General features: G+C 42.0%; 22 protein-coding genes. 14 read left to right on the top strand and 8 right to left on the bottom strand.

The window, feature by feature from the left end; genetic code table 11:
* Positions 1 to 82: 82 nt before the first annotated feature.
* The 7 genes from L4C54_RS11110 to L4C54_RS11140 all read left to right on the top strand — a co-directional run bounded on the left by L4C54_RS11110 (position 83) and on the right by L4C54_RS11140 (position 6,045).
* Entirely contained in the window at positions 83 to 1,183 is a 1,101-nt protein-coding gene (locus tag L4C54_RS11110; RefSeq protein WP_428808218.1) for an ABC transporter ATP-binding protein, read from the top strand.
* A 2-nt stretch (positions 1,184 to 1,185) separates the two neighbouring features.
* The gene (locus L4C54_RS11115; protein WP_428808219.1) at positions 1,186 to 2,178 is read left to right on the top strand and encodes a carbohydrate ABC transporter permease; all 993 of its coding nucleotides are present in this window, start codon (positions 1,186 to 1,188) and stop codon (positions 2,176 to 2,178) included.
* Positions 2,179 to 2,180: 2 nt separating this feature from the next.
* Positions 2,181 to 3,017, top strand: a complete 837-nt coding sequence (locus L4C54_RS11120) for a carbohydrate ABC transporter permease (RefSeq protein WP_428802257.1) — start codon at positions 2,181 to 2,183, stop codon at positions 3,015 to 3,017.
* A gap of 328 nt (positions 3,018 to 3,345) precedes the next feature.
* Positions 3,346 to 4,173: a helix-turn-helix domain-containing protein gene (locus L4C54_RS11125; RefSeq protein ID WP_428808220.1), complete on the top strand. Its 828-nt coding sequence runs from the start codon at positions 3,346 to 3,348 to the stop codon at positions 4,171 to 4,173.
* 43 nt (positions 4,174 to 4,216) lie between these two features.
* Positions 4,217 to 4,825: a LysE family translocator gene (locus tag L4C54_RS11130; RefSeq protein WP_428808221.1), complete on the top strand. Its 609-nt coding sequence runs from the start codon at positions 4,217 to 4,219 to the stop codon at positions 4,823 to 4,825.
* Positions 4,826 to 4,937: 112 nt separating this feature from the next.
* A complete protein-coding gene (locus L4C54_RS11135; RefSeq protein ID WP_428808222.1) occupies positions 4,938 to 5,303 on the top strand; it encodes a cupin domain-containing protein in 366 nt (121 codons plus the stop codon).
* 61 nt (positions 5,304 to 5,364) lie between these two features.
* Positions 5,365 to 6,045: a LysE family translocator gene (locus L4C54_RS11140; protein WP_428808223.1), complete on the top strand. Its 681-nt coding sequence runs from the start codon at positions 5,365 to 5,367 to the stop codon at positions 6,043 to 6,045.
* 220 nt (positions 6,046 to 6,265) lie between these two features.
* Here the strand turns inward: L4C54_RS11140 and ohr are convergent, their stop codons facing one another.
* Positions 6,266 to 6,688, bottom strand: a complete 423-nt coding sequence (gene ohr, locus L4C54_RS11145; protein WP_428808224.1) for an organic hydroperoxide reductase Ohr — start codon at positions 6,686 to 6,688, stop codon at positions 6,266 to 6,268.
* Positions 6,689 to 6,843: 155 nt separating this feature from the next.
* Here ohr and ohrR point away from each other — a divergent pair, with 155 nt between their 5' ends.
* On the top strand, positions 6,844 to 7,287 hold the full coding sequence (gene ohrR / locus L4C54_RS11150) for a transcriptional regulator OhrR (RefSeq protein ID WP_428808225.1): 444 nt from the start codon (positions 6,844 to 6,846) through the stop codon (positions 7,285 to 7,287).
* 75 nt (positions 7,288 to 7,362) lie between these two features.
* On the top strand, positions 7,363 to 7,845 hold the full coding sequence (locus L4C54_RS11155) for a glutathione peroxidase (protein ID WP_428808226.1): 483 nt from the start codon (positions 7,363 to 7,365) through the stop codon (positions 7,843 to 7,845).
* 292 nt (positions 7,846 to 8,137) lie between these two features.
* Here the strand turns inward: L4C54_RS11155 and L4C54_RS11160 are convergent, their stop codons facing one another.
* A complete protein-coding gene (locus L4C54_RS11160; RefSeq protein WP_428808227.1) occupies positions 8,138 to 8,803 on the bottom strand; it encodes a hypothetical protein in 666 nt (221 codons plus the stop codon).
* Positions 8,804 to 8,896: 93 nt separating this feature from the next.
* Here L4C54_RS11160 and L4C54_RS11165 point away from each other — a divergent pair, with 93 nt between their 5' ends.
* On the top strand, positions 8,897 to 9,811 hold the full coding sequence (locus L4C54_RS11165) for a LysR family transcriptional regulator (protein WP_428808228.1): 915 nt from the start codon (positions 8,897 to 8,899) through the stop codon (positions 9,809 to 9,811).
* 55 nt (positions 9,812 to 9,866) lie between these two features.
* A complete protein-coding gene (locus tag L4C54_RS11170; protein WP_428808229.1) occupies positions 9,867 to 10,865 on the top strand; it encodes a linear amide C-N hydrolase in 999 nt (332 codons plus the stop codon).
* A 171-nt stretch (positions 10,866 to 11,036) separates the two neighbouring features.
* Here L4C54_RS11170 and katE2 read toward each other — a convergent pair whose 3' ends face one another.
* From katE2 to L4C54_RS11195, 5 genes are all read right to left on the bottom strand, one after another.
* Positions 11,037 to 12,467: a catalase KatE2 gene (gene katE2, locus L4C54_RS11175; RefSeq protein ID WP_428808230.1), complete on the bottom strand. Its 1,431-nt coding sequence runs from the start codon at positions 12,465 to 12,467 to the stop codon at positions 11,037 to 11,039.
* 373 nt (positions 12,468 to 12,840) lie between these two features.
* On the bottom strand, positions 12,841 to 14,067 hold the full coding sequence (gene gltS, locus L4C54_RS11180) for a sodium/glutamate symporter (RefSeq protein WP_428808231.1): 1,227 nt from the start codon (positions 14,065 to 14,067) through the stop codon (positions 12,841 to 12,843).
* Between the two features lie 48 nt (positions 14,068 to 14,115).
* Positions 14,116 to 15,390: a patatin-like phospholipase family protein gene (locus L4C54_RS11185; protein WP_428808232.1), complete on the bottom strand. Its 1,275-nt coding sequence runs from the start codon at positions 15,388 to 15,390 to the stop codon at positions 14,116 to 14,118.
* 150 nt (positions 15,391 to 15,540) lie between these two features.
* Complete coding sequence (locus L4C54_RS11190; protein ID WP_428808233.1) at positions 15,541 to 15,897, bottom strand: rhodanese-like domain-containing protein; 357 nt, start codon at positions 15,895 to 15,897, stop codon at positions 15,541 to 15,543.
* A 115-nt stretch (positions 15,898 to 16,012) separates the two neighbouring features.
* Positions 16,013 to 16,933 carry a LysR family transcriptional regulator gene (locus tag L4C54_RS11195; protein ID WP_428808234.1) on the bottom strand — a complete coding sequence of 307 codons (921 nt, stop codon included), beginning with the start codon at positions 16,931 to 16,933 and terminating at the stop codon, positions 16,013 to 16,015.
* Positions 16,934 to 17,065: 132 nt separating this feature from the next.
* On the opposite strand from L4C54_RS11195, the gene L4C54_RS11200 reads away from it, so the two are divergent.
* From L4C54_RS11200 to L4C54_RS11210, 3 genes are all read left to right on the top strand, one after another.
* Positions 17,066 to 18,802, top strand: coding sequence for an amidohydrolase (locus tag L4C54_RS11200; protein ID WP_428808235.1), 1,737 nt, complete (start codon positions 17,066 to 17,068; stop codon positions 18,800 to 18,802).
* A 237-nt stretch (positions 18,803 to 19,039) separates the two neighbouring features.
* Positions 19,040 to 20,776, top strand: coding sequence for an amidohydrolase (locus L4C54_RS11205; RefSeq protein WP_428808236.1), 1,737 nt, complete (start codon positions 19,040 to 19,042; stop codon positions 20,774 to 20,776).
* A gap of 263 nt (positions 20,777 to 21,039) precedes the next feature.
* Positions 21,040 to 22,200: a response regulator gene (locus L4C54_RS11210; protein ID WP_428808237.1), complete on the top strand. Its 1,161-nt coding sequence runs from the start codon at positions 21,040 to 21,042 to the stop codon at positions 22,198 to 22,200.
* Between the two features lie 96 nt (positions 22,201 to 22,296).
* Here the strand turns inward: L4C54_RS11210 and L4C54_RS11215 are convergent, their stop codons facing one another.
* The gene (locus L4C54_RS11215) at positions 22,297 to 22,716 is read right to left on the bottom strand and encodes a hypothetical protein (RefSeq protein WP_428808238.1); all 420 of its coding nucleotides are present in this window, start codon (positions 22,714 to 22,716) and stop codon (positions 22,297 to 22,299) included.
* Positions 22,717 to 23,030 lie beyond the last annotated feature (314 nt).

Raw genomic sequence — 23,030 nt, forward strand, 5'->3', positions numbered from 1 at the left:
AATAATTGAATAAACTTTGCGGCTACGACTCTTGTAGCCGCCTTTATCGCTAGCAAGTTCCACTTTTCTAAAGGTACAAATAATGAGTTCCGTTACTTTCGAAAACGTTAAAAAAGCGTACGGTCAAACGCAAGTAGTTAAGCAATTCGATCTTCATATTGATGATGGTGAGTTTGTGGTTTTCCTTGGTCCATCTGGCTGTGGAAAATCAACGACACTTCGCATGCTTGCTGGTTTAGAAGAGATTACTTCGGGAGATATTCGAATTGGTGACCGTTTAGTGAATGATCTTCACCCGAAAGATCGCGACACCGCGATGGTATTCCAAAGCTACGCACTATACCCGCACATGACGGTAGAGAAAAACATTGGATTTCCAATGAAAATGGCGGGCGTTAAAAAAGAAGTCATTGCGCAGCACGTTAAAGAAGTCGCGGAATCTTTAGAATTAACACCATTGTTAAAACGTTACCCGAAAGCATTGTCTGGTGGTCAAAGACAACGTGTTGCCATGGGACGTGCGATGGTTCGAGTGCCATCTGTCTTCTTATTCGATGAGCCTTTATCAAACCTTGATACAAAACTTCGTGGAACCATGCGCGCTGAAATTAAAGCGATGCATAAGAAAATCAAGACCACCACATTATATGTAACCCACGATCAGGTTGAAGCGATGAGCCTAGCTGACCGAGTTGTCATTTTAAAAGACGGTTATGTTTCACAAGTGGGTACACCAAAAGAAATCTTTGAGTCTCCTTGCTCTAAATTCGTCGCTACATTTATTGGTGCACCAGAGATGAACATCCTATCTGCAAGAGCAACGTCAACTGACGACACGGTTGTTACCGTCGGTGAGCAATCTGTTACGTTAAATAAAGCGCACAGTTTGCCAACACTCGATATTGAATATGGCATTCGCCCGAGTGACTTCTACCTTAACCCTCAAACGGTTCAGTCTGACAATATTGGCACCTTAACCGCGACCGTTAATATGGTTGAACTGCTAGGTTCTAATTACCATCTTCATTGTTCTGTTGCAGGGCAAAAAGTACTTGCCGAAGTTGAGTCGCCAACGGAATTAGAAAGCCTAGAAAATCAACAGGTTGAACTTCACTTTGACTTGAACCGTACACACCTGTTTGACCTGGAAGGTTTGACAATCACTGGCAATGTGCAGGGGTAATCATGTCCGAGACTATGATGACGAAAAGTGAGCCAGTAGAACCTGTCTCTCGGATAGAGAAGCTAAAGGCCAATAGCCACAAGTGGATACCGTATGTATTCATTAGCCCGTTCTTTATCGTATTTGCAATTTTTGGTTTATTTCCAATGTTGTTCTCTCTGTTTCTATCGTTCCATTACTGGGAGCCTGCAGCAGGGTTTGGTGCAATGGAGTGGGTAGGGTTAGAGAACTATATCTTTACCCTTGGAGATGACTGGTTCCATACCTCTCTATACAACACGTTCTGGATGGCATTGGCTTCAGGGATTCCACAACACTTAGTGGCTATTCCTTTGGCGTTCTTTATTCATACCGCCTTTAAACGTGGTCGTAATACGATCATGGGTTTGTATTTCCTGCCGTACATCACGTCAACCGTAGCGGTAGCGATGATCTTTACCACGCTATTCTCGCGAGATTATGGCTTGATCAATATGATGCTGACCTCAATCGGTACCATCAGCATTGGTGATTTCCAACCGTTTGCGATTCTATTCCCAACGGAAAATATCGATTGGAATCAGCCTGAATACACCAAAACGATGGTTTCATTCGTCGTGTTCTGGCGTTATGTCGGTTGGAATACAATCTTGTACTTATCAGCGATGCAGACAATTCCGAAAGACCTCTACGAAGCAGCAACGATTGATGGCGCAACCAAGCTTAAGCAGTTCTTCTACATAACACTGCCAATGCTGAAGCCAATGATGTTCTTTGCTGTAACACTTTCAATTATTGGTAGCCTACAGATCTTTGAAGAACCGTTCATCATTACTGATGGTACGGGCGGGATTGACCAAGCGGCGAAATCCGCAGCAATGCACATGTACATCACCGCATTCCAAGACGGTGACTTTGGTACGGCATCAGCAATATCTTGGTTCTTATTCTTAATCATTGCGGCCCTTACATGGGGTAACAACAAAATCTTTGCTGACAAAGAGAGCGAGAGCTAATCATGAAAATCAAATTTACACTTAGTGAGCTTGTCGCGTATGGCTTTGTCATCATGGGTGCGCTGATGATGTTGATTCCATTTTACTTCATCTTCATCTTCGCCACTCATGACAACCAAGCGATCCTTTCTGTTCCACCACCAATGTGGTTTGGCGATCAATTGGGCGTGAATATGAACGCTCTTATTGGTTATCTTCCGCACTTTTGGAAGAACTTAGGTTGGTCATTCTACATAGCCCTTATTACCACCATCTTGAACTTACTGTTTTGTTCATTGGCAGGGTACGCTTTTGCGATGTTTGAGTTTAAGCATAAGAACCGTTTGTTCGTGTTCGTGATGGCGACCATGATGCTACCTGCGTTCTTAAGCATGATTCCAACGGCGCTCATCATGTCTTGGTTAGGTTGGATGAATACACCGAAAGCGCTTTACATTCCAATGGCGGTCGGTGCGATGGGTATCTTCCTAATGCGTCAATACATCAGTTCTGCAATACCAAGAGAGTTGATTGAAGCGGCGCGTATGGATGGCTGTGGTGAGTTCTCTATCTTCTTTAGAATCATCATTCCTCTAATTACACCAGCGTTGGGAACACTAGGTCTAGTGACGTTCATCGGTCAATGGAACAACTTCATGGGCCCCCTTGTTATTATGAACGACATGGAGATGTTTACACTGCCATTGGCTCTACGTTCACTGCAAGGTAGTACAGCACTTATTCCTTATGGAGCCATGTTCACAGGCATTGCCGTAGCGGTACTTCCACTGATGATTTTGTTTGCTATCAGTTCTCGCCAGTTAATTGCAGGGCTGACGTCTGGCGCGGTGAAGGGCTAACAGTAAGCTTTCAATCGACATGAATAGCATGAGTTGAGAATAAAAGGCTCACTTGTTTATTACGACAACGTAGTAAATGAGTGGGCTTTTTTGTTTGCTGCCGATTACTTATTACTTATTACTTATTACTTATTACTTGTTAATGGGGCTAAACCCATTTTCTAGGGTGGTTTACGGTAACCTCTATTGAGCTCTTCGTTATTGATTGGTCCTCTTTAGTTATACTTCAAATGAAATCGCGCAATTTTGTTCAAGTTTTCTTATCGGTAGTTTCCTATAGTGTGCCAAGATAATGTCACACAGTGTAAATACTCAATAGGGAATCAGAGTGGAAACAGGGAATCACTTTCAATTTACAAGCAATGTGCAGGTCGACAAGGTCGGAATGCTCAGTGCAACGATGAGTGATTTTACTTACTCCAAGCATGCTCATGAGGAATACTCCATTGGGTTGACGCTTCAAGGGCGACAAGACTTCTTCTGTCGGAACGCTTTTCATAAGAGCCCACCCGGAGGCGTGATGCTGTTTAACCCTGAAGATGTCCATGACGGTCATTCTGGCGTTGAACAGAACCTTGAATACGTCATGCTATATATCCATCCTGATGAAATAACGCCGGTCTTTCAGACGCTTGGCTATACTTCAAAAAGTACACTTAGATTAGAACATACTTTGTTTGATGACCCGATCCTTCGCCACCAAGTTTGGTCTATGTCGACACTGCTTAGATCGCCGAAATACACTCAGATTGAATACGAATCTCGCCTGTATTTATTGGCTCAAACGATGGTTCGGCATCATGGTAGCTTAGATTTATCAGCGCCACGGTCTCGTACCGATACCCTGTTAATAAGGGCGAAAGATTACATCATGGCTAACCTTGGAAATGATATCTCCATTGATCGCATTGCCGCTGCCGCCAATATGTCTAAGTACCACTTTATTCGAATGTTTCGCGCTCAATTTGGCATTACTCCACACCAATACGTTTTGAGCTGTCGTATTAATCATGCTCGTAAAGGGTTACTCACCGGACTAAGCGCTACTCAAGCGGCAATAGGTTCGGGTTTTGCAGATGCCAGCCATCTCAATCGTAACTTTAAGCAAGTATTTGGTATGACACCAAAGCAATTTCAATTGCAGTGGAATCGCTAGCTATCCGCTAGAACTTGCTGCATTTCTATTTACGGAGTTACTCATGTCAGAGATATTTGCCTACGCGATTGGCGTAATGTACACGCCCGGACCAATTAATTTATTGGGATTACACACAGGTTTAAACAATCGAACTCGGACCCACATCGGCTTTTTCATTGGCGTAGGGTGCGCGATGTTCACTCTATTTGTTTTTCTTGGTTATGTTGGGCTTAACGTCATTAACCCGCAGGTGCTGCCTTTTATAAGCTTGGCCGGATGCAGTTACATCCTTTATATCGCTTGGAAGGTAGTAAGAGCTAACGTCTCTTTAAGCGGCCAGTCAAAAGAACAGAAATCCCTCAGCTTTAAAGATGGGTTGTTTATGCAGTTACTCAACCCTAAAGCTCTAGTGGCAACACTTCCTGTGGCGACTATTCAATTTCCAAGTGCGGGCATCTCAGGTGGTGCAATCCTTTTTTGGTCGCTGATACTGGCTTTCTTGGCGTTTGGTGCGCCAACCAGTTATTCGCTCGCAGGGCGTGTTCTTGGTAAGCGCTTGGAAAACCCAACCTACTTTCGAGTTTTCAACTACCTCATGGCGGCGCTATTGGTTTATGTATCGTTGGCTATTGCATATGAACATGTTTATTCAAGGCTTATCGGGGCATAGTGCGTTTCTGTATTTACTTCAAATCAAAATAGACACGAATGTATGATAGCTCTGTCGTGCGAGTAGTGTTATAAAATTGTAATGAATAATGGCGTAATACAGGGATTGGTGAATGAGTAAAAGTACTGTCGAATACTGGAATGTATTGACCACAGCGAATAAAGATAAGTGGGAAACGCTAGAAGGTACCAATGGCGAGATCGAACAATTAACTCTCGCTATGGATGAATTGAATGGAGATTACACTCGACTCACTCGATTTAAGTCAGGAGCTGATACCAGCGAGTTTGGTGGAAAGTCGCATGATTATCCGGAAGAGATTTATATCATATCGGGCCGTTTATATGACAAGGCATTTGGCATTTGGCTTGAAGCTGGCGACTATGCCAGTCGGCCTCCTGGTGAAGTTCATGGTCCATTTCTATGCGACCAAGAGTGCCTTGTTTTAGAAATTTCGTTTCCAAGCCAGTCTTGCTGAAGCTTTTCACGGATTGAATTCGGTTTGGTGTTAATAGTGAGGTGAATAAAGGAGAGTGACGATGGATTATATTCAAATAGTGGGCTTTTCGTTTGTCGCTTTACTATTGGTTGTATCACCAGGGCCAAATGGGTTACTGATTGCGAAAACAGTTCCAACTTCTGGTAAACAAGCGGGTTTTTCTAATGTGGTGGGTTTTCTGACCGCTTTTTATCTGCATGGTGCTTTGTCTATCTTGGGCATCTCTGCACTATTAACAAAGTCGTCGGAAGCTTTTTTCATCGTTAAAGTGCTCGGAGCATGCTATTTGTCTTGGATTGGCATTAAGTCTTTGATGGGGGCACTTTCACGATCGAATATTTCTTCAGAATTGGAGCAAAAGGGCAGGGAGGTTAGTAACAGAGATAGTGGGCAACGTGAAAACAAGCATACAGGGAAGGGGTTGAAGAAGTCATTTTTTGAAGGCTTCTTAACCAACGCACTTAACCCAAAAGTGTCGATGTTTTACCTTGCGGCATTTCCCCAATTCATTCCTACTGGTGAATACGCCATTGCCTATGCATTTCTACTTGTCACCATCCATTCCGCAATCAATCTTCTTTGGTTCTCTTCAGTGATTATGCTTCTATCACGTATTACCGTGGTTTCGAAAAGTGAGTCGATTCAACGAATTCTAAAAGGTATTACAGGCACCGTCTTTATCGCGTTTGGTGTGAAACTTTTAGCGCTCGAACAGAAGTAGCATCACCCAATAATGATATTTTATTGGGGTGAGAGTGAAGTATTGAAAGAAAGGAATACGCGATAGACATTGTTAATCTGGTTCTGACTGAAAAATAATCAGAACCAGATAATAGGGCTACTTGAACTTTGATTTAGTCTTATGTTTGTAAAAGTCGAACTGAATTGCTTGCCACAAAATTCCCCGTAGCGCCTGTTCTCCCATTTCAGCTCAAATACTATTAAAGCGCGACACCGTTAACAGAAAGTTTCACATCGATGTTACCGCGAACTGCGTTTGAGTAGGGGCATACTTGATGAGCCGTTTTAACGAGTTGCACGGCTTGTTCTTGGTCTAACTCAAGCTCTATAGATAGGCTTACTGTTAAAGCAAAGCCGCCATTTTCATTTGGGCCAATACCGACTGTTGCTGTTGTTGGTGCAGACTTAACCGTGACCTTTGTTTCACGAGCTACGTGTAAAATCGCATTTGAAAAACACGCTGAGTAACCCGCAGCAAATAACTGCTCTGGGTTAGTAGCTTCACCAGTTCCGCCCATCTCTTTTGGATAGCTCAACGCTAGTGATAGTTTGTTGTCGTTAGTGCTTACTTGACCGTTACGACCTGACAATGCTGTCGCTGAAGTTGTGTAAAGAGTAGTCATAATTTGTTTCCTTCAATTCTATGTGTTCGGTGTAGAGTAATTAAATTGCGTAAAATTAAATTGCGCACAATTTTGTTTGAGGTGATACTAATTGAAAAACTGGGAGAGCGCAAGTATATTGTGCACAATTGAGTTTTATTGTTTGGGCGAGCGTGATGGATAAATCAAACACAGATGGCAATCTTCATTTAGACAATCAGGTCTGCTTTGCACTGTATAGTGCGTCTAATGCGATGGGGCGCGCGTATCAGCCACTACTGAAAGCGCTTGATCTTACTTACTTACAATACATAGCGATGATGGTGTTGTGGGAAGAAGAGACAATCAATATTAAACAACTGGGAAACAAGATGCGCTTGGACTCAGGTACGTTGACGCCTTTAGTCAAACGTTTGGAAGGGAAAGGATACGTCACTCGAACTCGTAGTTTGGAAGATGAGCGTATTCGGATTGTTTCCGTTACCGAACAAGGGATACAGTTGCGGGAGCAAGCCAAGGACATCCCCGACAAAATGATGTGTACGTCTAAAATGGATATCGAGACCTTGAAGCAGTTGAAAAAAGATTGTGAAGAGTTACTGACTAATCTTACTAAATAACCAGAAATCGAGATTGTTGGGCGAAGAAATTAATTGAGCTCGATAGTTGAGGTCATCAATGAGAGGGAATTCAATATGAGTGATTTTTATCTGCAATCGATCAATACACTTCAAGGCAAAGAACTGAACCTTAGCGAGTTCAAAGGTAAGGTGGTGTTGATCGTAAATACAGCTAGCCAATGTGGATTAACACCGCAATATGAAGGGCTACAAAAGCTACATGAACAATACTCTGATCAGGGCTTAGTCATTCTAGGTTGTCCGTGTAATCAATTTGGTCAGCAAGAGCCGGGAGATGCTGCGGAAATCAGCGGTGGATGCCTGATTAATTATGGGGTCGATTTTACCATCAGTGAAAAAATTGAGGTCAATGGCGACAATACACATCCACTGTTTGTCTATCTTAAGCAGCAACTACCGGGTGTATTAGGTCAACGCATCAAGTGGAATTTTACTAAGTTCTTAGTGGGTAAAGATGGTCAGCCGATTAAACGTTTTGCACCTACCACTAAACCAGATGCGATCGAGTCTTTTATTCAGAAAGCACTCGCTAAGTAAGATTGATGAGACTATAAGACTGAACGAATCAAACGCTCGCGGCTCAGCATCGGCTATTGGGCTGAGCTTGCATTGAAGTTGTTGTATGTTCTCTTCGTCGATATCGAGCAAAGTAACCAAATTGTTTGTTGCTAGTAATACCGCATTCGATAGACCGGCTTACCCAGCTCCAACAAAAGTGACTCTCATATTGTCTTAGCTAGCTTTCTACAAGTACATCTTAGAATTAATGTAAAAAGCACTGGATAGTGCTCTAGATAGTTATGCTAGTAGGCGTCTACTGCCGTTAGTCTTAATTAAATGGAACATAGAAACCAGCAATAATGGCATTGTCCCCTTTGCCTAACGGATCATTATCAGTGGTAATAGTGGTGCCAATATAAGGGTGAATTTTCTCAAAACCACTGTATTTAAACTCGAATTCATATTCTTGCCATGAACCGTTATTTCCCTCTACTGGATTCATGTTGGTGGAGGTTGTTGAAAGGTATATATCTTGGCTGATAGGAAAACTAACGAGTAGGTCAGAGCGAACTAAGTCAAAGCTGCTATGACCAAGTTGGTGGTCATAACGCACCTGGCCGCCCAATTGAACGCTATCAAAACCCATATAAGCGAATGCAACCCCAGCCTTAATGGCATCTTTTTTTCCCGCAATGTAGTTGTATTTTGCAGCCGGTCCAATGAATAGGTCCTCTGATATTGGCATTAGATAGCTAAATCCGGGGTGTATATTTGTGACGGTTCCAAGTTGGGTGGTGGTGCCATTTAGCTCTAGTGTCGTGTTAAATATGCCAATCCCTTGTTGACCCCAAGCACTATGCAGCTCAGCGAAATGGCGTTGAAAATCACTTCCTCTTCTTTCCGATTTAAACTCAATGAGGTGATCTCCGGCTAAGGAGGTAGCGGGTGTTACAAAGGAGAGTAGTAATGTGAAAGGTAAGGTGCTTTTTTGCATTGTGTATCACTCTAATGATTGGAATATCTAGACGGGAAGAGTGACAAAGAATAGTCTCATATATAAATCAGGTTTGTAGGGTTAGATCCTCATATGAATATCAGTTATGAACAGATTAGAGCGTTTGTTACCGTTGCAGAAGCGGGTTCTTTTAGCGCAGCTGCTCGTAGGCTAGGAAAGCATAGAACAACGCTAGGACAGGTTATTAATAACCTTGAAATTGAAATTAATATGACGTTGTTTGACCGAGAAGGAAAGTTTCCAAGCTTGACAGAGCAAGGGGAGGCACTTTTTACTCATGCCAAAACACTCCATGACAATTCCACTGCATTTGAAAGTTTATGTCAGACGATGGAAGCAGGGGTCGAGAGTGATATCCGTATCTACCATACCGGATTGATGCCAGTAAGCTTAATTTCCTCCACAGTTCAGGATGTTCGAAAGCAGTACCCGCACGCGAATATACATTGGCTACACAGAAGTAAAGACGAAGTGAAGAGTGCATTGAAATCTGGGGAAGCGGACATGGGTATTGTGCTTATCGACGCCACTAGCAGAGGTGCATCGGCGAGAGATTATATACATTTATTGAGCATGCCCTTTACCGTTGTTGCTTCTCCTACGTTTTTTAACTTTGGAAGCAAAAAAATCAGTGTGCGAGACGTGAAAACGAGTCGTCAGTTACTGTTGGAAGACTACTACTATTCGGATATTGAGCGCACGATGCAGGTCTCGTCGATCATTGAGCGAATTGAAACAATGAGCGTGTTGATTGAGTTACTAAAAATTGGAGAAGGGTGGGCAATCGCCCCTGTTCATGCTGTCCAATCTGAAATCGAATCTGGCGAGCTTGTACAAATATCTGTTGAAGAGCTAAATACTCAACTTAGATATCCGCTGGCAATTTGGTTTATGAACCATTCAGAAAGTGGGCCTGTGAGAAAAGCGATTACAGAGAGCCTTTGTCAACATTCCAAACGTTATGAGGGTTTAATCATCGGTAAGTGAGTGTTATGTGAGGTTGTGTTCGATTAATCTGATGCTGAACTTATAGGAGCAGCATATGAAGATTAAATTAGCAACAATCGCATTACTTGCCTCGTTAGGCAGCGCATCAATTGTTCACGCTTGTACATCTGTAGCTTGGAATACGGAGTTAGGTACGTTTACCTCGCGAACAAATGATTGGGTAGAAGCCACGCAACCTGCACTATCGAGTATATTAAAAGGCGCTGAGCGCTCTACCCAAGGTTATGGGAACGGTGATTCTTACATTGTGAAATATGACATTGTGGCAATACTTGCGTATGGCGATCTCATGCATGATGGTATGAACAGCGAAGGGCTACAGGTTAACAGTCTTTTTTATAACCCGATGACAATGAAACCAGCTAGTAAGCCATCAAGTATCAGCCAATTCGTTTTTGGTGAATACATAGTGGCAAATTATGCCTCCGTGGAAGAGGCTGTCACTACAATCCCTTTACTTAACCTTGGTCACGTCTCCCTTGACGGAATGCCAATGGATATCAAGCTACATTGGTCAATCACAGATAAAAGCGGTGACCGCGCCGTTATCGAATTGGATCAAGAGGGTATCAACATTTATCGGGGTGAAGAGGCCATGATCATGACCAACGACCCATCAATGAAAGAGCATCTCAATAACCGAGAAGAGGTGGTGGACTCGTGGCAAGATGCGGATAGAGATACAAAGTTTGGCTCTTATGGAAACCCAAACGCCGAAAGTCGATTCATTCATGCTGGCTACTTTCAGAGCAAACTATCAGCACCGACGAGTATTCAAAATGGAATGATGAAAGTCTCGACTGTTCCTTATCGAGTCCCGACGGATGCACCATACAAAGACTTTGGCAATGGTATGTCTGGCTATGCAACAGAGTGGACGTTGACTCAGAGTCTAGCCACAGGAGACAGTGTGTTTGAATATAATTTCGACGAAAACTGGAATACAGTGCGATTCAATGTTTATGAATTGATGGGTAAGGAGTTTCGATATGAGTTGGCCACAAATAACATAAGTGAACTATCAATAGATTAACGTTCTATTGGCTTTGAATTATGACCACCTACTCACTGAAACCAATCAGTAGAAAATAAAAAGTTCAGTTGTATCAAATAGTTTGAAGAAAGATAAGTTTTTCATAATAGACCTTCCAGTGACGGTTGAGGAATGTGCGAGGCGTCTTAGCGCCTCGCTTTTTTGTTGTTCTTACAAGCCTAGTAGAGTTTCTAACCCTTTGCCATACGCCTCATCAGCTTGATAAGCATGATCAACGTGACGCTGTTGAATAAACTCAGGCACTCCATCGAGTGAACGAGCCGTGTTTTCCAATAATACTTGGCGCTGATCTGCCGTCATTAGGCGGAATAGGTCACCCGCTTGAGTGAAGTAATCGTCTTCAACCTGATGATCGTAGTGGTCAGCATCGCCAGAGATCTTCATTGGTGGCTCAGAGTAATCAGGTTGCTCCTGCCACTCTTGCTTGTGGTTTGGCTCATAACCGATCGTTGAGCCAAAGTTACCGTCTACACGCATTGCGCCATCACGGTGGTAGCTGTTTACTGGGCAACGTGGCGCGTTAACAGGGATTTGATGGTGGTTAACACCCAAGCGGTAACGCTGTGCATCACCGTAAGCAAACAGACGACCTTGCAACATTTTGTCCGGAGAGAAACCAATACCAGGAACGACTGCACCTGGGTTAAAGGCTGATTGCTCGACTTCTGCGTAGAAGTTCTCAGGGTTACGGTTTAGTTCAAACTCACCGACTTCAATTAACGGGTAGTCTTTTTGAGACCAAACACGCGTTAAATCAAACGGGTTGAAATTCACTTTCTCCGCTTCCAGCTCAGGCATGATCTGAACGTACATTTTCCATTTCGGGAAGTCTTTGTTTTCAATGCTGTCATACAGATCACGGTGGTGGCTTTCACGATCTTTACCGCAGATTTCTTGAGCTTCTTGGTCAGTCAGGTTCTTAATACCTTGCTGAGATTTGAAGTGGAATTTCACCCAGTAACGCTCATTATCAGAATTGATAAAGCTGAACGTGTGGCTACCAAAGCCGTGCATGTGACGATAAGTAGCAGGAATACCACGGTCACTCATTACAATCGTAACTTGGTGGAATGCTTCAGGCAGTGATGTCCAGAAATCCCAGTTGTTGGTAGCGCTACGCATGTTAGTGCGAGGGTCACGTTTAACCGCGTGGTTAAGGTCTGGGAATTTTAGTGGGTCACGTAGGAAGAATACCGGAGTGTTGTTACCAACAAGGTCCCAGTTACCTTCTTCCGTGTAGAATTTTAATGCAAAGCCACGAATATCACGCTCGGCATCGGCTGCACCGCGTTCGCCAGCGACTGTTGTGAAACGAGCAAACAGCTCTGTTTCTTTGCCGACTTCAGAGAAAATTTTTGCTCGGCTGTACTTAGAAATATCGTTAGTGACGGTAAATTTACCGTAAGCACCAGAGCCTTTAGCGTGCATACGGCGTTCTGGAATCACTTCACGATCAAAATGAGCGAGCTTCTCTAAAAACCAAACATCTTGTAAAAGTTGAGGGCCACGTGGTCCTGCTGTCATAACGTTCTGGTTGTGTGCAACAGGGCAGCCTGCTGCTGTAGTTAACTTCTTACTCATGAATTAATTCCTTCATAGTTACAGTGTGATTTCAAAAGTGACTGAGTGTGTATTGTTATATGAACCACTATTAATTTAGTGCTTAAACTTTAAATTAGCTCAGAATCAAACTCGTATTTGTTAGGCGAGATCGATATTCGATTAATCGGTTTAACTATTCGCCAAATTGTTGATTTAACGCACTTAACTGTTCATCTTTGAGCTTAGATTAATGTCAAATGGAGATAAGTAAAAGACGGCTTTGCCTATAACAGAGATTGGTATTTTCGATTATAGAAGCAGTGATGATGAGTAGCTGTGTTTTATGTGTATTTATTATGGGAAAGTACACCTTGTATAAGACAAATATCATACAAGGTGTATAGCGTGGTTATTAAGATATGATATTGATGAAATAAGGGATCATAAACGCGTTAGCAAGGTCGATAAAGAAGGCACAAACGAGTGGAACAATGATAAATGCTTGATGGGAATTACCGTATTTTTGTGTCACTGCAGACATGTTTGCCATAGCTGTTGGCGTAGAACCTAATGAGATTCCCCCAAATCCTGAACAAATAACTGCTGCGTCATAAGTCTTTCCCATTAATGGGAATATGACGAATATCGCGATAGAGATGGCGATAACAAATTGGGCAAAAAGAATCACAAAAATAGGCCCTGCCAAGTCGATCAATACCCAAAGTTGCATACTCATCAAAGACATCGCTAAAAATGAACCCAACGCAATATCAGCTATGAGTGCAACAGCGGGTTGGCGAGAAGGCCAGCGAGTTCCGGTGAGTCTAGGGTAAGATTTAGGGATAAGGTTTGAAATTAAGATACCTGCGAACAAACAGCTAACAAATAAAGGTAGTTGAAGCCCAAATGAATCGATAACTTCGTTAAGTACTGCACCTAAAATGATACAAACATGAATCGCTAATACTGCATCTAGGAAGTCATAGGCATTGATTTGTGGCTGAGGCTTAGCTTGGTCGGTGCCGACATCAGGCGCTTCATCTGGGTTGGCTTTTAGGTTATGTCGTTTGATGAGAAACTTAGCAATAGGTCCACCCATCAAGCTCGCTAGAATGAGACCGAAGGTTGCACTGGCTATACCGATTTCCATCGCGGTGTCTAAATCGAACAGTTCTCCGACTCTTGGCGACCAAGCGATTGCGGTGCCATGCCCACCAATAAGTGAAATACTGCCACTCAGTAAACCAAATGCTTCAGGCTGGCCCAGTAGCGTCGCGATACCAATACCCGTAAGGTTTTGAATCATCATGTAACCGATGGTAATGACGAGCAAAATAATCAATGGCTTACCGCCCTTGAATAAGTCAGATAGGCTCGCATTGATACCAATAGTGGTAAAAAAGTAGACGAGTAATAAGTCACGAGCCGCAAGATCAAAGCTAATATCCACTTGGGTTACATAATGTAAAACCGCAAAGAGTACAGAAACTAAAATACCACCAGAGACAGGCTCAGGAATACTGAACTCTCTGAGATAGTAACTAGATTGGGTAAGTCTTCGACCGATAAAGAGAACGATGATCCCAAGTGTCACGGCCAAAAATGATTCGATGTGTAAGACACCTTCTAAATAATTCATATTTCCTCTAATGGTTGTACTTGATTACCCTGTATCGGGAATTCAAGGTTATTGAGTGAATAGATTGCCGAGCGTTTTATTGCTCATTACTGCTTGGTATCCGTGCTGAATAAGAGCATCGACTTGCTGCTTTTCTAATGAAAAATCAGTCGGGATTGCAAACATGGACTCCCTATCATGTGCATCAAGTAGATTAATATCAACAAAATGTGTCGTTCGATTGCTCGATTTTTGCTCCCACTGCTGTAGCCGTTCATCGATTAGGCGCTTGCTCAGGTCATTATATCGATGGAGTTGGATATCCGTGATGGCCCCAAAAGTATTGGCTGTAGTGGGCTTGTTGGGTGATTGATCAATCGTCCAATTTGGTTTTGTAGAGGCATCAACGGAAATGATGACAATATTGTTTATTGCAGACTCCAAGTGTTCAAAGGAGGTTAATTGTGTCTCAACTACATCATAGAGTGCTAAGACCCCAAGATTATCAGTAATACCACCGTCTACTAAATGGATATAGGGTCTCGCTTCTTTATCTGAATAGCTGGCTAATCCTGATTTAGTTGAATGCAAGTAGGTAGAGTTATCAGATTCGTATGTCGTGTCGTTGTAGCTAAGGTTGAATTGAGAATCGCATCCAGAGTGGTTTTCTAAGACGACAGGTTGGAAAATGAAGGGAACAGCGGAGGACGCTGTGACCGCTTTAGATACTGAGTACTCATTGATGTCACTGCATATTAAATCAAAATACTCCTGAACAAAGGAGAAGCGGACTCCGCCACCCAGATCAGTCGCGTTAATGATGATCATAGGGCCGTCTTGAGATATATCCGAAAATGTTGCCTTTTCAAACAGTTCATTGTGGTAGTAATTGGCTGCAGCAGTGCTTCTATCTAATCTTGAGAACCAATAACTTGGACTCAATAGAATATCAATTAATCCCTTAGAGACATCTTTATATAAGAAGTCCTGTTCATAGCGTTGAAAAATCTCATCGCCATGAACACCATAATAGGCTGCGGTAAAACTGCCTCCTGATACTGAACTTATAACAGAGACATGCTCAAGCAGTGTTGAATCATGAGTATGCAGGTCATTAAGCCCTTTTAATACACCATATGAGAGAGCTGCTGCGCGGGTTCCTCCTCCAGAAAAGCTAACTAAAATTAAGGTGTCAGATTTAATAGGACGTTGAGCTTTGTTAGCCAGAGAGTAGGGCGGGCGTTTCTCGCCTATTCCTTCTGAAACCGCTGAATTACTGATGTTGGATCTTGATGAACACCCTGCTGCGAGAAGCACTAGAATAACAAATAGATACCGGCTCATTACTGCCTCCACATGATCGTGTGTCTAGAGGCAGACAGTGTATAGAGGCTTATTGTAACGAGTCAGTGCCTTGCGCCAGTAATACTGTCTTGAAAGTCATGACAATCTTTGGGCGTTTTAATCAGAGTTAGCGATCTTATAGGTCCAATATTATGGTTTACTTTGAAGCATCTCTTGATAACCGCCAGCATTATGAACTTGGCTAAAACCTAATGACTGTAAGTGATCGAAAGCGACACCAGAGCGACGCCCACTTCGACAATAAAGCACTATATCGGTGTCTTTTGGCAACTTAGAGTACCAAGAATCAATTTCTTGTAAGGGGCGTAACAATGCCCCCTCTAGGTGACCTTGTTGGAATTCATCCGGGGTTCTCACGTCGATGAGAACAGCCCCTTGTGATACTTTTTCCCAACCGATATCCGCTCTTTCTGACGCAACAGCAAAAAAGGAAAAACCGCAAAATAAAGAAAGCAATAACAGCAGTGAACTCAGCTTATTTGACATTGAGTATCCAAATTTAAAGAGGTTAGATTTTCATTATAAAGGTAATTGATACCCAGATTGTGGTAAGTATTTGATTTTCTCATTGTTGAAATAGCTAGCGTCTACTTTGCATTGGCTACTCAGCACCTTTCTTAATGAACTCTTGTGAAATTTCTATGATAAGTCCACGAATGAACTGGTGATCGGCCTCGTGATGTACTCGTTGATGCCAGAAACAGTGCAGAGGAATAGCAGGTATCTCATCAATTTTTTTATAGAAAAAATCTCGCTTACCCAACTGTTGAGCAGCACCATGAGAGAATACACCAACGATATCAGAGCCCTTAACAACAGAAGATAATACCGAGAAGGTCGATGCAGACAAGACAATATTTCTGCGCTTACCTAACTTTTCCGCTAGCTGATCAACACGGCCCTCTCCTAATGCGGTAGGGGCGACACGAACTTGTGGGTAATCGAAAATTTCGCTGATATCATAGTTGCCACTCGCAAGCGGGTGATTCTTTCTAGTCACAAGGCTCAATGGTACGTTACATAATTGATAGCCATGTATCTGAGTGTTTAGGTTCACGATCGCGTTAATGGCTATATCAATAGAGCCATCGTGCATTTGCTGGTCCACATCACTGGGCCAGTTAATTACTTCAATTGTTATATGCGGTGCTTGTACGCTTAATTTATTGAGTAATATAGGAAGTAAAACTTCTGCACCGATATCTTGTATCGCAATTCGAAAGTTGCGATGAATCTTATACGGCTCAAACAGTTCAACATTGACTATATTCTCTACTTCCGCAAATAACACCGCTAGTTTAGGCTCAAGCGACAATGCACGTTGTGTTGGCGTTAATTGCCTTCCGACTTGAACAAAGAGTGGGTCAGAAAGGCTATCTCTAAGCTTATTTAAATGGTAAGTGACGCTTGAAGGCTGCATCGCCATTACTGATGCTACCGCAGTAACATTATGATTTTTTAGTAACTCAGACAGAACTCTAAGTGATTTAAGTTCTATTGATGCTAAGGGATCTTTATTCACTGTCTCGTCCAAAAATACGTTAATCGTTTCAAATATTCGAATGCACCTTTAGTTTAATTCGAATTTAAGAAACGATCATTAACCCATATCATGGTTTTAAACTATTAATCCTACACAACTATGGGTCCAATAATGACAACACAACCTTTCTTAAAGCCAGGTTTAGAAGTAAGCCAAGAAGCTGTTTTATATACTGGTAACTTCGTAACTGTAAATAAAGCGCAACCAAAAGCGTCCGCTATTGTTGTACAAGGTGGAAAAATCACTTTCGTTGGTACCGTTGAACAAGCTGAAACATTCCTTTCCAATGAGTCTATCGAGTACACTTTGAATGAAGAGTTCAAAGATAAAACCGTCGTGCCTGGCTTCGTTGAAGCTCACATGCACCCACTCACTGCTGCCTTATTTACTGCTCTTTTCGGTTATGGCGGCCAAATTGAAAGAACGGCAGGTGGTGGGAAAATCCTAGCTGCGAGCTTAACTAAAGAAGAGCTTACAGCGACAATCAATAAGTTTGTTAACAAACACAATAGCTCAGGGAAAAAAGGCCAGTGGCTAAATCTGTGGGGGTTAGATCCACTTCTTCTTACCGATGGTACGGTTGTAGATCGTGATTTCCTAGATTCTATCTGTATGGATTCCCCAATTATGTTTATGCATGCCTCGTGTCATGTAGCGGTATTCAACACCGCAGCAATTGAAAAGTCGGGATTTAGTTTAGAGCTTAATCCTGCTTTCGTATTCCGTAAAGGTGATCGCTTAACAGGAGAAATAGCAGAGTTGCCGGATATCATGCGAGCAGTAAAAGTTGGAGCTTTTGATCTAGGCACACCGGAAGATGCGATTTCTGCAATGATAGATTATGCTGACAGCACAAGTCGTCTTGGCGTAACGACAATGTCTGATTGCGGGATGGGATTGCCGATAAACCCTTTCCCGTTATATCAAGCGCTATCTAAGATGCCTATATTTAAGACACGAATGGCAGCTTACCCTTTGGTTCCTAATTTCAAAGATCAAGAATTAGAAGAATTTAAATCATTGAGTAATGATCGCTTATTTGCAACTAAAACTAAGCACATTCCTACTGATGGTTCAATACAAGGCTTTACTGCGGTTCTGAAAGAAGGAGATAAGTACTACAATGGCAAAGAAAACGGCCATTTCCAATATGATAAGGAAACAACATATGAGAGTGTATTCTATGCCCATAAGCTAGGTTACAGCATATCTTTCCACTGTAATGGTGAAGGTTGTACGGAAGCTTTGCTTGACCTGATTGAGCGTATGCAAAATGAGTGCCCTCAACCAAATGTTCGCCACTGTTTAGAGCACAACCAAATGGTGACGCCAGAGCAAATGGATCGCATGAACAAGCTAGGTGTTGTTCATAACCTATTTGGTACTCATATTCCGTTTTGGGGTGATGTACATGCAACTCAAACAGTAGGCCCAGAACGTGTTAAAACACTGAACCCATTTCAAACATCAGTGAAGAAAGGTATTCCTTTCTCGATCCACTGTGATGACGTCGTAACACAAGTTAATCCGTTGTTCATGATGTGGGGCGCGATGAACCGCCAATGTGTTTTTTCCGGTAACGTATACGGTGAAGATGAATGCCTAACTGCAGAGCAAGCATTGCACGCAGTAACGCTTGGTGCAGCATACTTAATGGAGCAAGAGCACATGATCGGATCTATTGAAGTTGGTAAGCTTGCTGACATGGCTATCTTAAATGAAGATGTATTATCAGCGGATAAGACGCTTGTAAAAAATATCAAAGTTCACGCAACGATGCTTGGAGGTGATGTGACGGTTCATAAAGCACAAGTAAACGCTGAAACAGTGGAACTTGCGCAAGCTTAATTAAAATTCCGTTTATAACGAAACTAAGACCTAGTTGTTGCTAGGTCTTTTTTCAATGAGTTAACGTTCAGCTCGGTATTAATTTTTATTTTGATATTTTTTTACTGATAATTATTTAGCCCTCATTATTTTTAAGCATTTAATTTCATTTGTTAATTCTCGACGGTAGCCGTGGCTATGGCAATGTGTATGCAATCAAGTTTTTGATTGAATCCTACAAATACGTGGAGCATAAAAATGACAACACAAACCTTCCTAAAGCCGGGCCTTGCATACAACGAAGATGCAGTTCTTTACACGGGTAATTTCATTACGGTTAACGAACAGCAGCCAGTAGCAAAAGCGGTTGTAGTTCAAGGTGGAAAAATCTCTTTCGTTGGTACAGTTGAACAAGCAGAAACGTTCCTTGCTAACGAGTCCATCACATACACTTTGAATGAAGAGTTTAAAGACAAAACCATCGTCCCTGGTTTCATTGAAGCTCACATGCACCCACTAGGCGCTGCGCTATTTACGTCTCTTTTCGGCTACGGTGGCCAAATTGAACGAAGTGCAGGTGGTGGTAAAATTCTTCCTGCTAGCCTTACTAAAAATGAATTAGTGACGACTGTAGAAAAGTTTGTAGCTGAGCATAATGAAGCTGGCAAAAAAGGTGAATGGTTAAATTTATGGGGTTTAGATCCTCTATTAATGACAGATGGCACGACCGTTGACCGTGATTTCCTAGATGCATTGTGCAGTGATTCACCAGTGATGTTTATGCACGCTTCGTGTCACGTAGCGGTATATAATACGGTAGCAATAGAAAAAGCAGGTTTTAGTATTGAAGATAACCCTGCATTTGTATTTCAAAAAGATGCCCGCCTAACGGGTGAAGTAGCGGAAATGCCAGACATTTTACGTGCTGTTAAAATTGGTGCGTTTAACTTAGGTACAGCAGAAGATGCAGTAGCTGCAATGGTTGGATACGCTGACAGCACAAGCCGCCTTGGTGTAACAACGATGTCTGATTGTGGCATGGGTGTTCCACATAATCCTTACCCGCTTTATCAAGCTCTTTCTCAAATGCCGATGTTTAAATCTCGCCTGGCAGCTTACCCATTAGTACCTAACTTTAACGAAGAAGAACTAGCGGGCTTTAAAGCAGGAAGTAACGATCGTCTATTTGCGACTAAGACTAAATATTTAAATACGGATGGTTCGATTCAAGGCTTCACAGCAGCGCTGAAAGAAGGCGAAAAGTACTACAACGGTAAAGAGAATGGTCACTTCCAATACGATGATGAGAAGATGTATAGCGATGTGTTCTACGCACACAAATTAGGTTATAGCATCTCTTTCCACTGTAATGGCGAAGGTTGTACGACTAAGTTACTTGACCTAATTGAGCGCATGCAAAATGAGTGTCCGCAACCAAACGTACGCCACTGTTTAGAGCACAACCAAATGGTAACGCCAGAGCAGATGGACCGTATGAACAAGCTGGGTGTTGTTCATAACCTATTTGGTACACACATCCCGTTCTGGGGTGATGTTCACGCAACACAAACTGTCGGTCCAGAGCGCGTTAAAACACTGAACCCATTCCAAACATCAGCTAAGAAAGGCGTTCCTTTCTCTATTCACTGTGACGATGTAGTAACACAAGTTAACCCACTGTTCATGATGTGGGGTGCTATGAATCGTCAGTGTGTATTCTCTGGTACTGTTTACGGTGAAGATGAGTGTCTAACAGCAGAGCAAGCACTACATGCTGTTACAATGGGTGCCGCATACCTGATGGAGCAAGAGCATATGATCGGCTCTATTGAAGTCGGTAAGCTTGCTGACATGGCTATCTTAAATGAAGACGTATTAGCAGTAGACAAAACACTCGTGAAAGACATCAAAGTTCACGCAACGATGCTTGGTGGCGAAGTGAGCATTCACAACGTACAAGTAAAGGCAGAAACGGCAGAGCTTACTCAAGCGTAAATCTTTCTTTTACTGAACATACTGTTAAGACCTAGCTTTCGAGCTAGGTCTTTTTTTGTCGGGTTAAGCTTATATCGTATGAAACTTATGTAGTATGAAGCTTATATAGTATTAAACCTACGGAGCCATTAAACAAGAACGTTACTGTGTGAAGATCGCATAAAGTCCTTGATCTAATACAGCAACTGCTACACTCAACTAATAAAGAAATCTCTTATATACAAAAAAGAGATACCCAGAACGTAGTTGGCATAGGAAAAGTCATGGTTGATTTACATAAGTTATTGATCATCGAGTCAGATATTGAATTTTGCAATAAAATGGTTGAGCAATTAAAAGGAAGTTACGAGGTCGATGTTGCCTCAAACTTCAATTGCGCACAGGACCTCATTGAAACGCACCAACCCCATATCGTCTTGCTAGATACCCATCTAAACAAAGAGCCAACCATTGATTTTTATAAAGGTCTAAAGTCACTAGAAGCTTACCAAGACTTTGCTGTGGTTTTTATTACAGAAAACACCTCAATGGATGAGCGATTAAAAGCCTATGAAGTGGGTGCTACGGATGTATTAGTCCGTCCTTTTGAATATCAAGAGTTGACGGCTAAGTTGCGGGTTATAGATAACTACTTAATTGAAAAAAACAAACTTCGCTCAGATTACGAAGAGGCAAGATCGGCATCTACAGAATTTATGAAGGAAGCCAGCCAACATGGGCTTGTTGTGCAGTTTTTCCGCAATCTTTCCTATTGTCAGTATGTAGAACAACTTAGCTTTACTGTGTTTCAGACAGCGAACTCAATGGATTTACATACCTCAATGGTCGTTCGCGATGGAGAAGAGCATTACTTTGACAATAAGACAGGGGTAGTTAACCCCATTGAGCGTAACATTTTTGATTTATTGCGTACGAAAGGTCGCATTTTCCAGTTTGGAAATAGGCTGATTTTTAATGATAAAAACTGTGCGGTTCTTATCAAGAATCTTCCCGACGATGAACGATTAATTGGCCAAATTAGAGATATATATGCCTTTGTTATTGAAGGGTTAGAGGCTAAATATCAAGATATTAGACGACAAAACATGATGTTAGACATCGTTAAAGATATAGCGAACACGGCTCAGCAGGTATCAACTCGTATTGATCAGTTTGATGCTATCTCTGAGGAAAACCTAAATGAATCAAATGAAGAGTTGAATGCCAGTTATCACTTTCTAGGGCTTTCGTATGAACAAGAGGAAGCATTGTCTGCACTGTTTAAATCGGGTTTAAAACGGATGGAGTTTGCAAAAGATGATTTAACCCAGATGAAAGGAACGTTAGAGGAGTTAGTCTATAAAATTGAAAATGCCGATATGTTAACGGTACCAAGTGAAGAAGCACCTAAAGACGATGACTGTAGTGATGTTGAGCTGTTTTAATTATTCGGGTTTGGGTGATAGGTTGAAGCGCACAAAAAAAAGCCCTGCTATGCGTCACATTCATAACAGGGAATTAGGGGGAGGTGCTTTATTATTTTAGTCTGTGATAGGGTCTAATTTGTGTTTATTAATAGCTTTTCCTAGTAGAGATTCGATAATAAGTATTGACATGATAGTTAGATAAAACGCTACTACACCGCTTGCAGGGCCAGAAAACTGTACTTGCTCACCGAACAATATAACAATTGCGCCCATTGCTGCGACTTTAGACCCAACTAAGATAAGCCAAGATGTAAACACACGTTTTGCTTTAGCAAGAGACTTTTGTTTTAAACAAAAGGCAGAAGTGATTTTTTCGAAAGCCACCGAGAGTTTAACAATAACTGCCATGATCAATGCAGATATTGCACCCATGCCGACATTTTCTACAGTAACCCAGTTCCAAGCAATACCGTATCCGACCATTACCACTGTTCCGATAACGCTGCACGCTGCAACTTCTTTTACCATTTTCATAAATACGTTCTCAATAATAATCTGTGGGTTTAAAGTTTTTAGCACCACGTATTAACGTCGTTGTGCTTAATATTGAAGTGATGATTATATAAATACATTTGTTAATTAAATATCGATGAGGGCGAGGCTTTATCAAATCTTCCTTAAACCTACTTTTTATAATTATTTACATGTTAATTTAATTCGGTTTAATATTATTTGTTGTAGTTAGTGTGGTTTGGACTGATATTTGACTTGTTATTTATCATTGCGCTGTTCTATGTGAATAGGATTCTTGCTCGATGTCTTTTAAGCGGTAAGCACATAGACTTAAC

The organism is Vibrio lamellibrachiae (assembly GCF_050337265.1).
GTDB lineage: Bacteria > Pseudomonadota > Gammaproteobacteria > Enterobacterales > Vibrionaceae > Vibrio > Vibrio kyushuensis.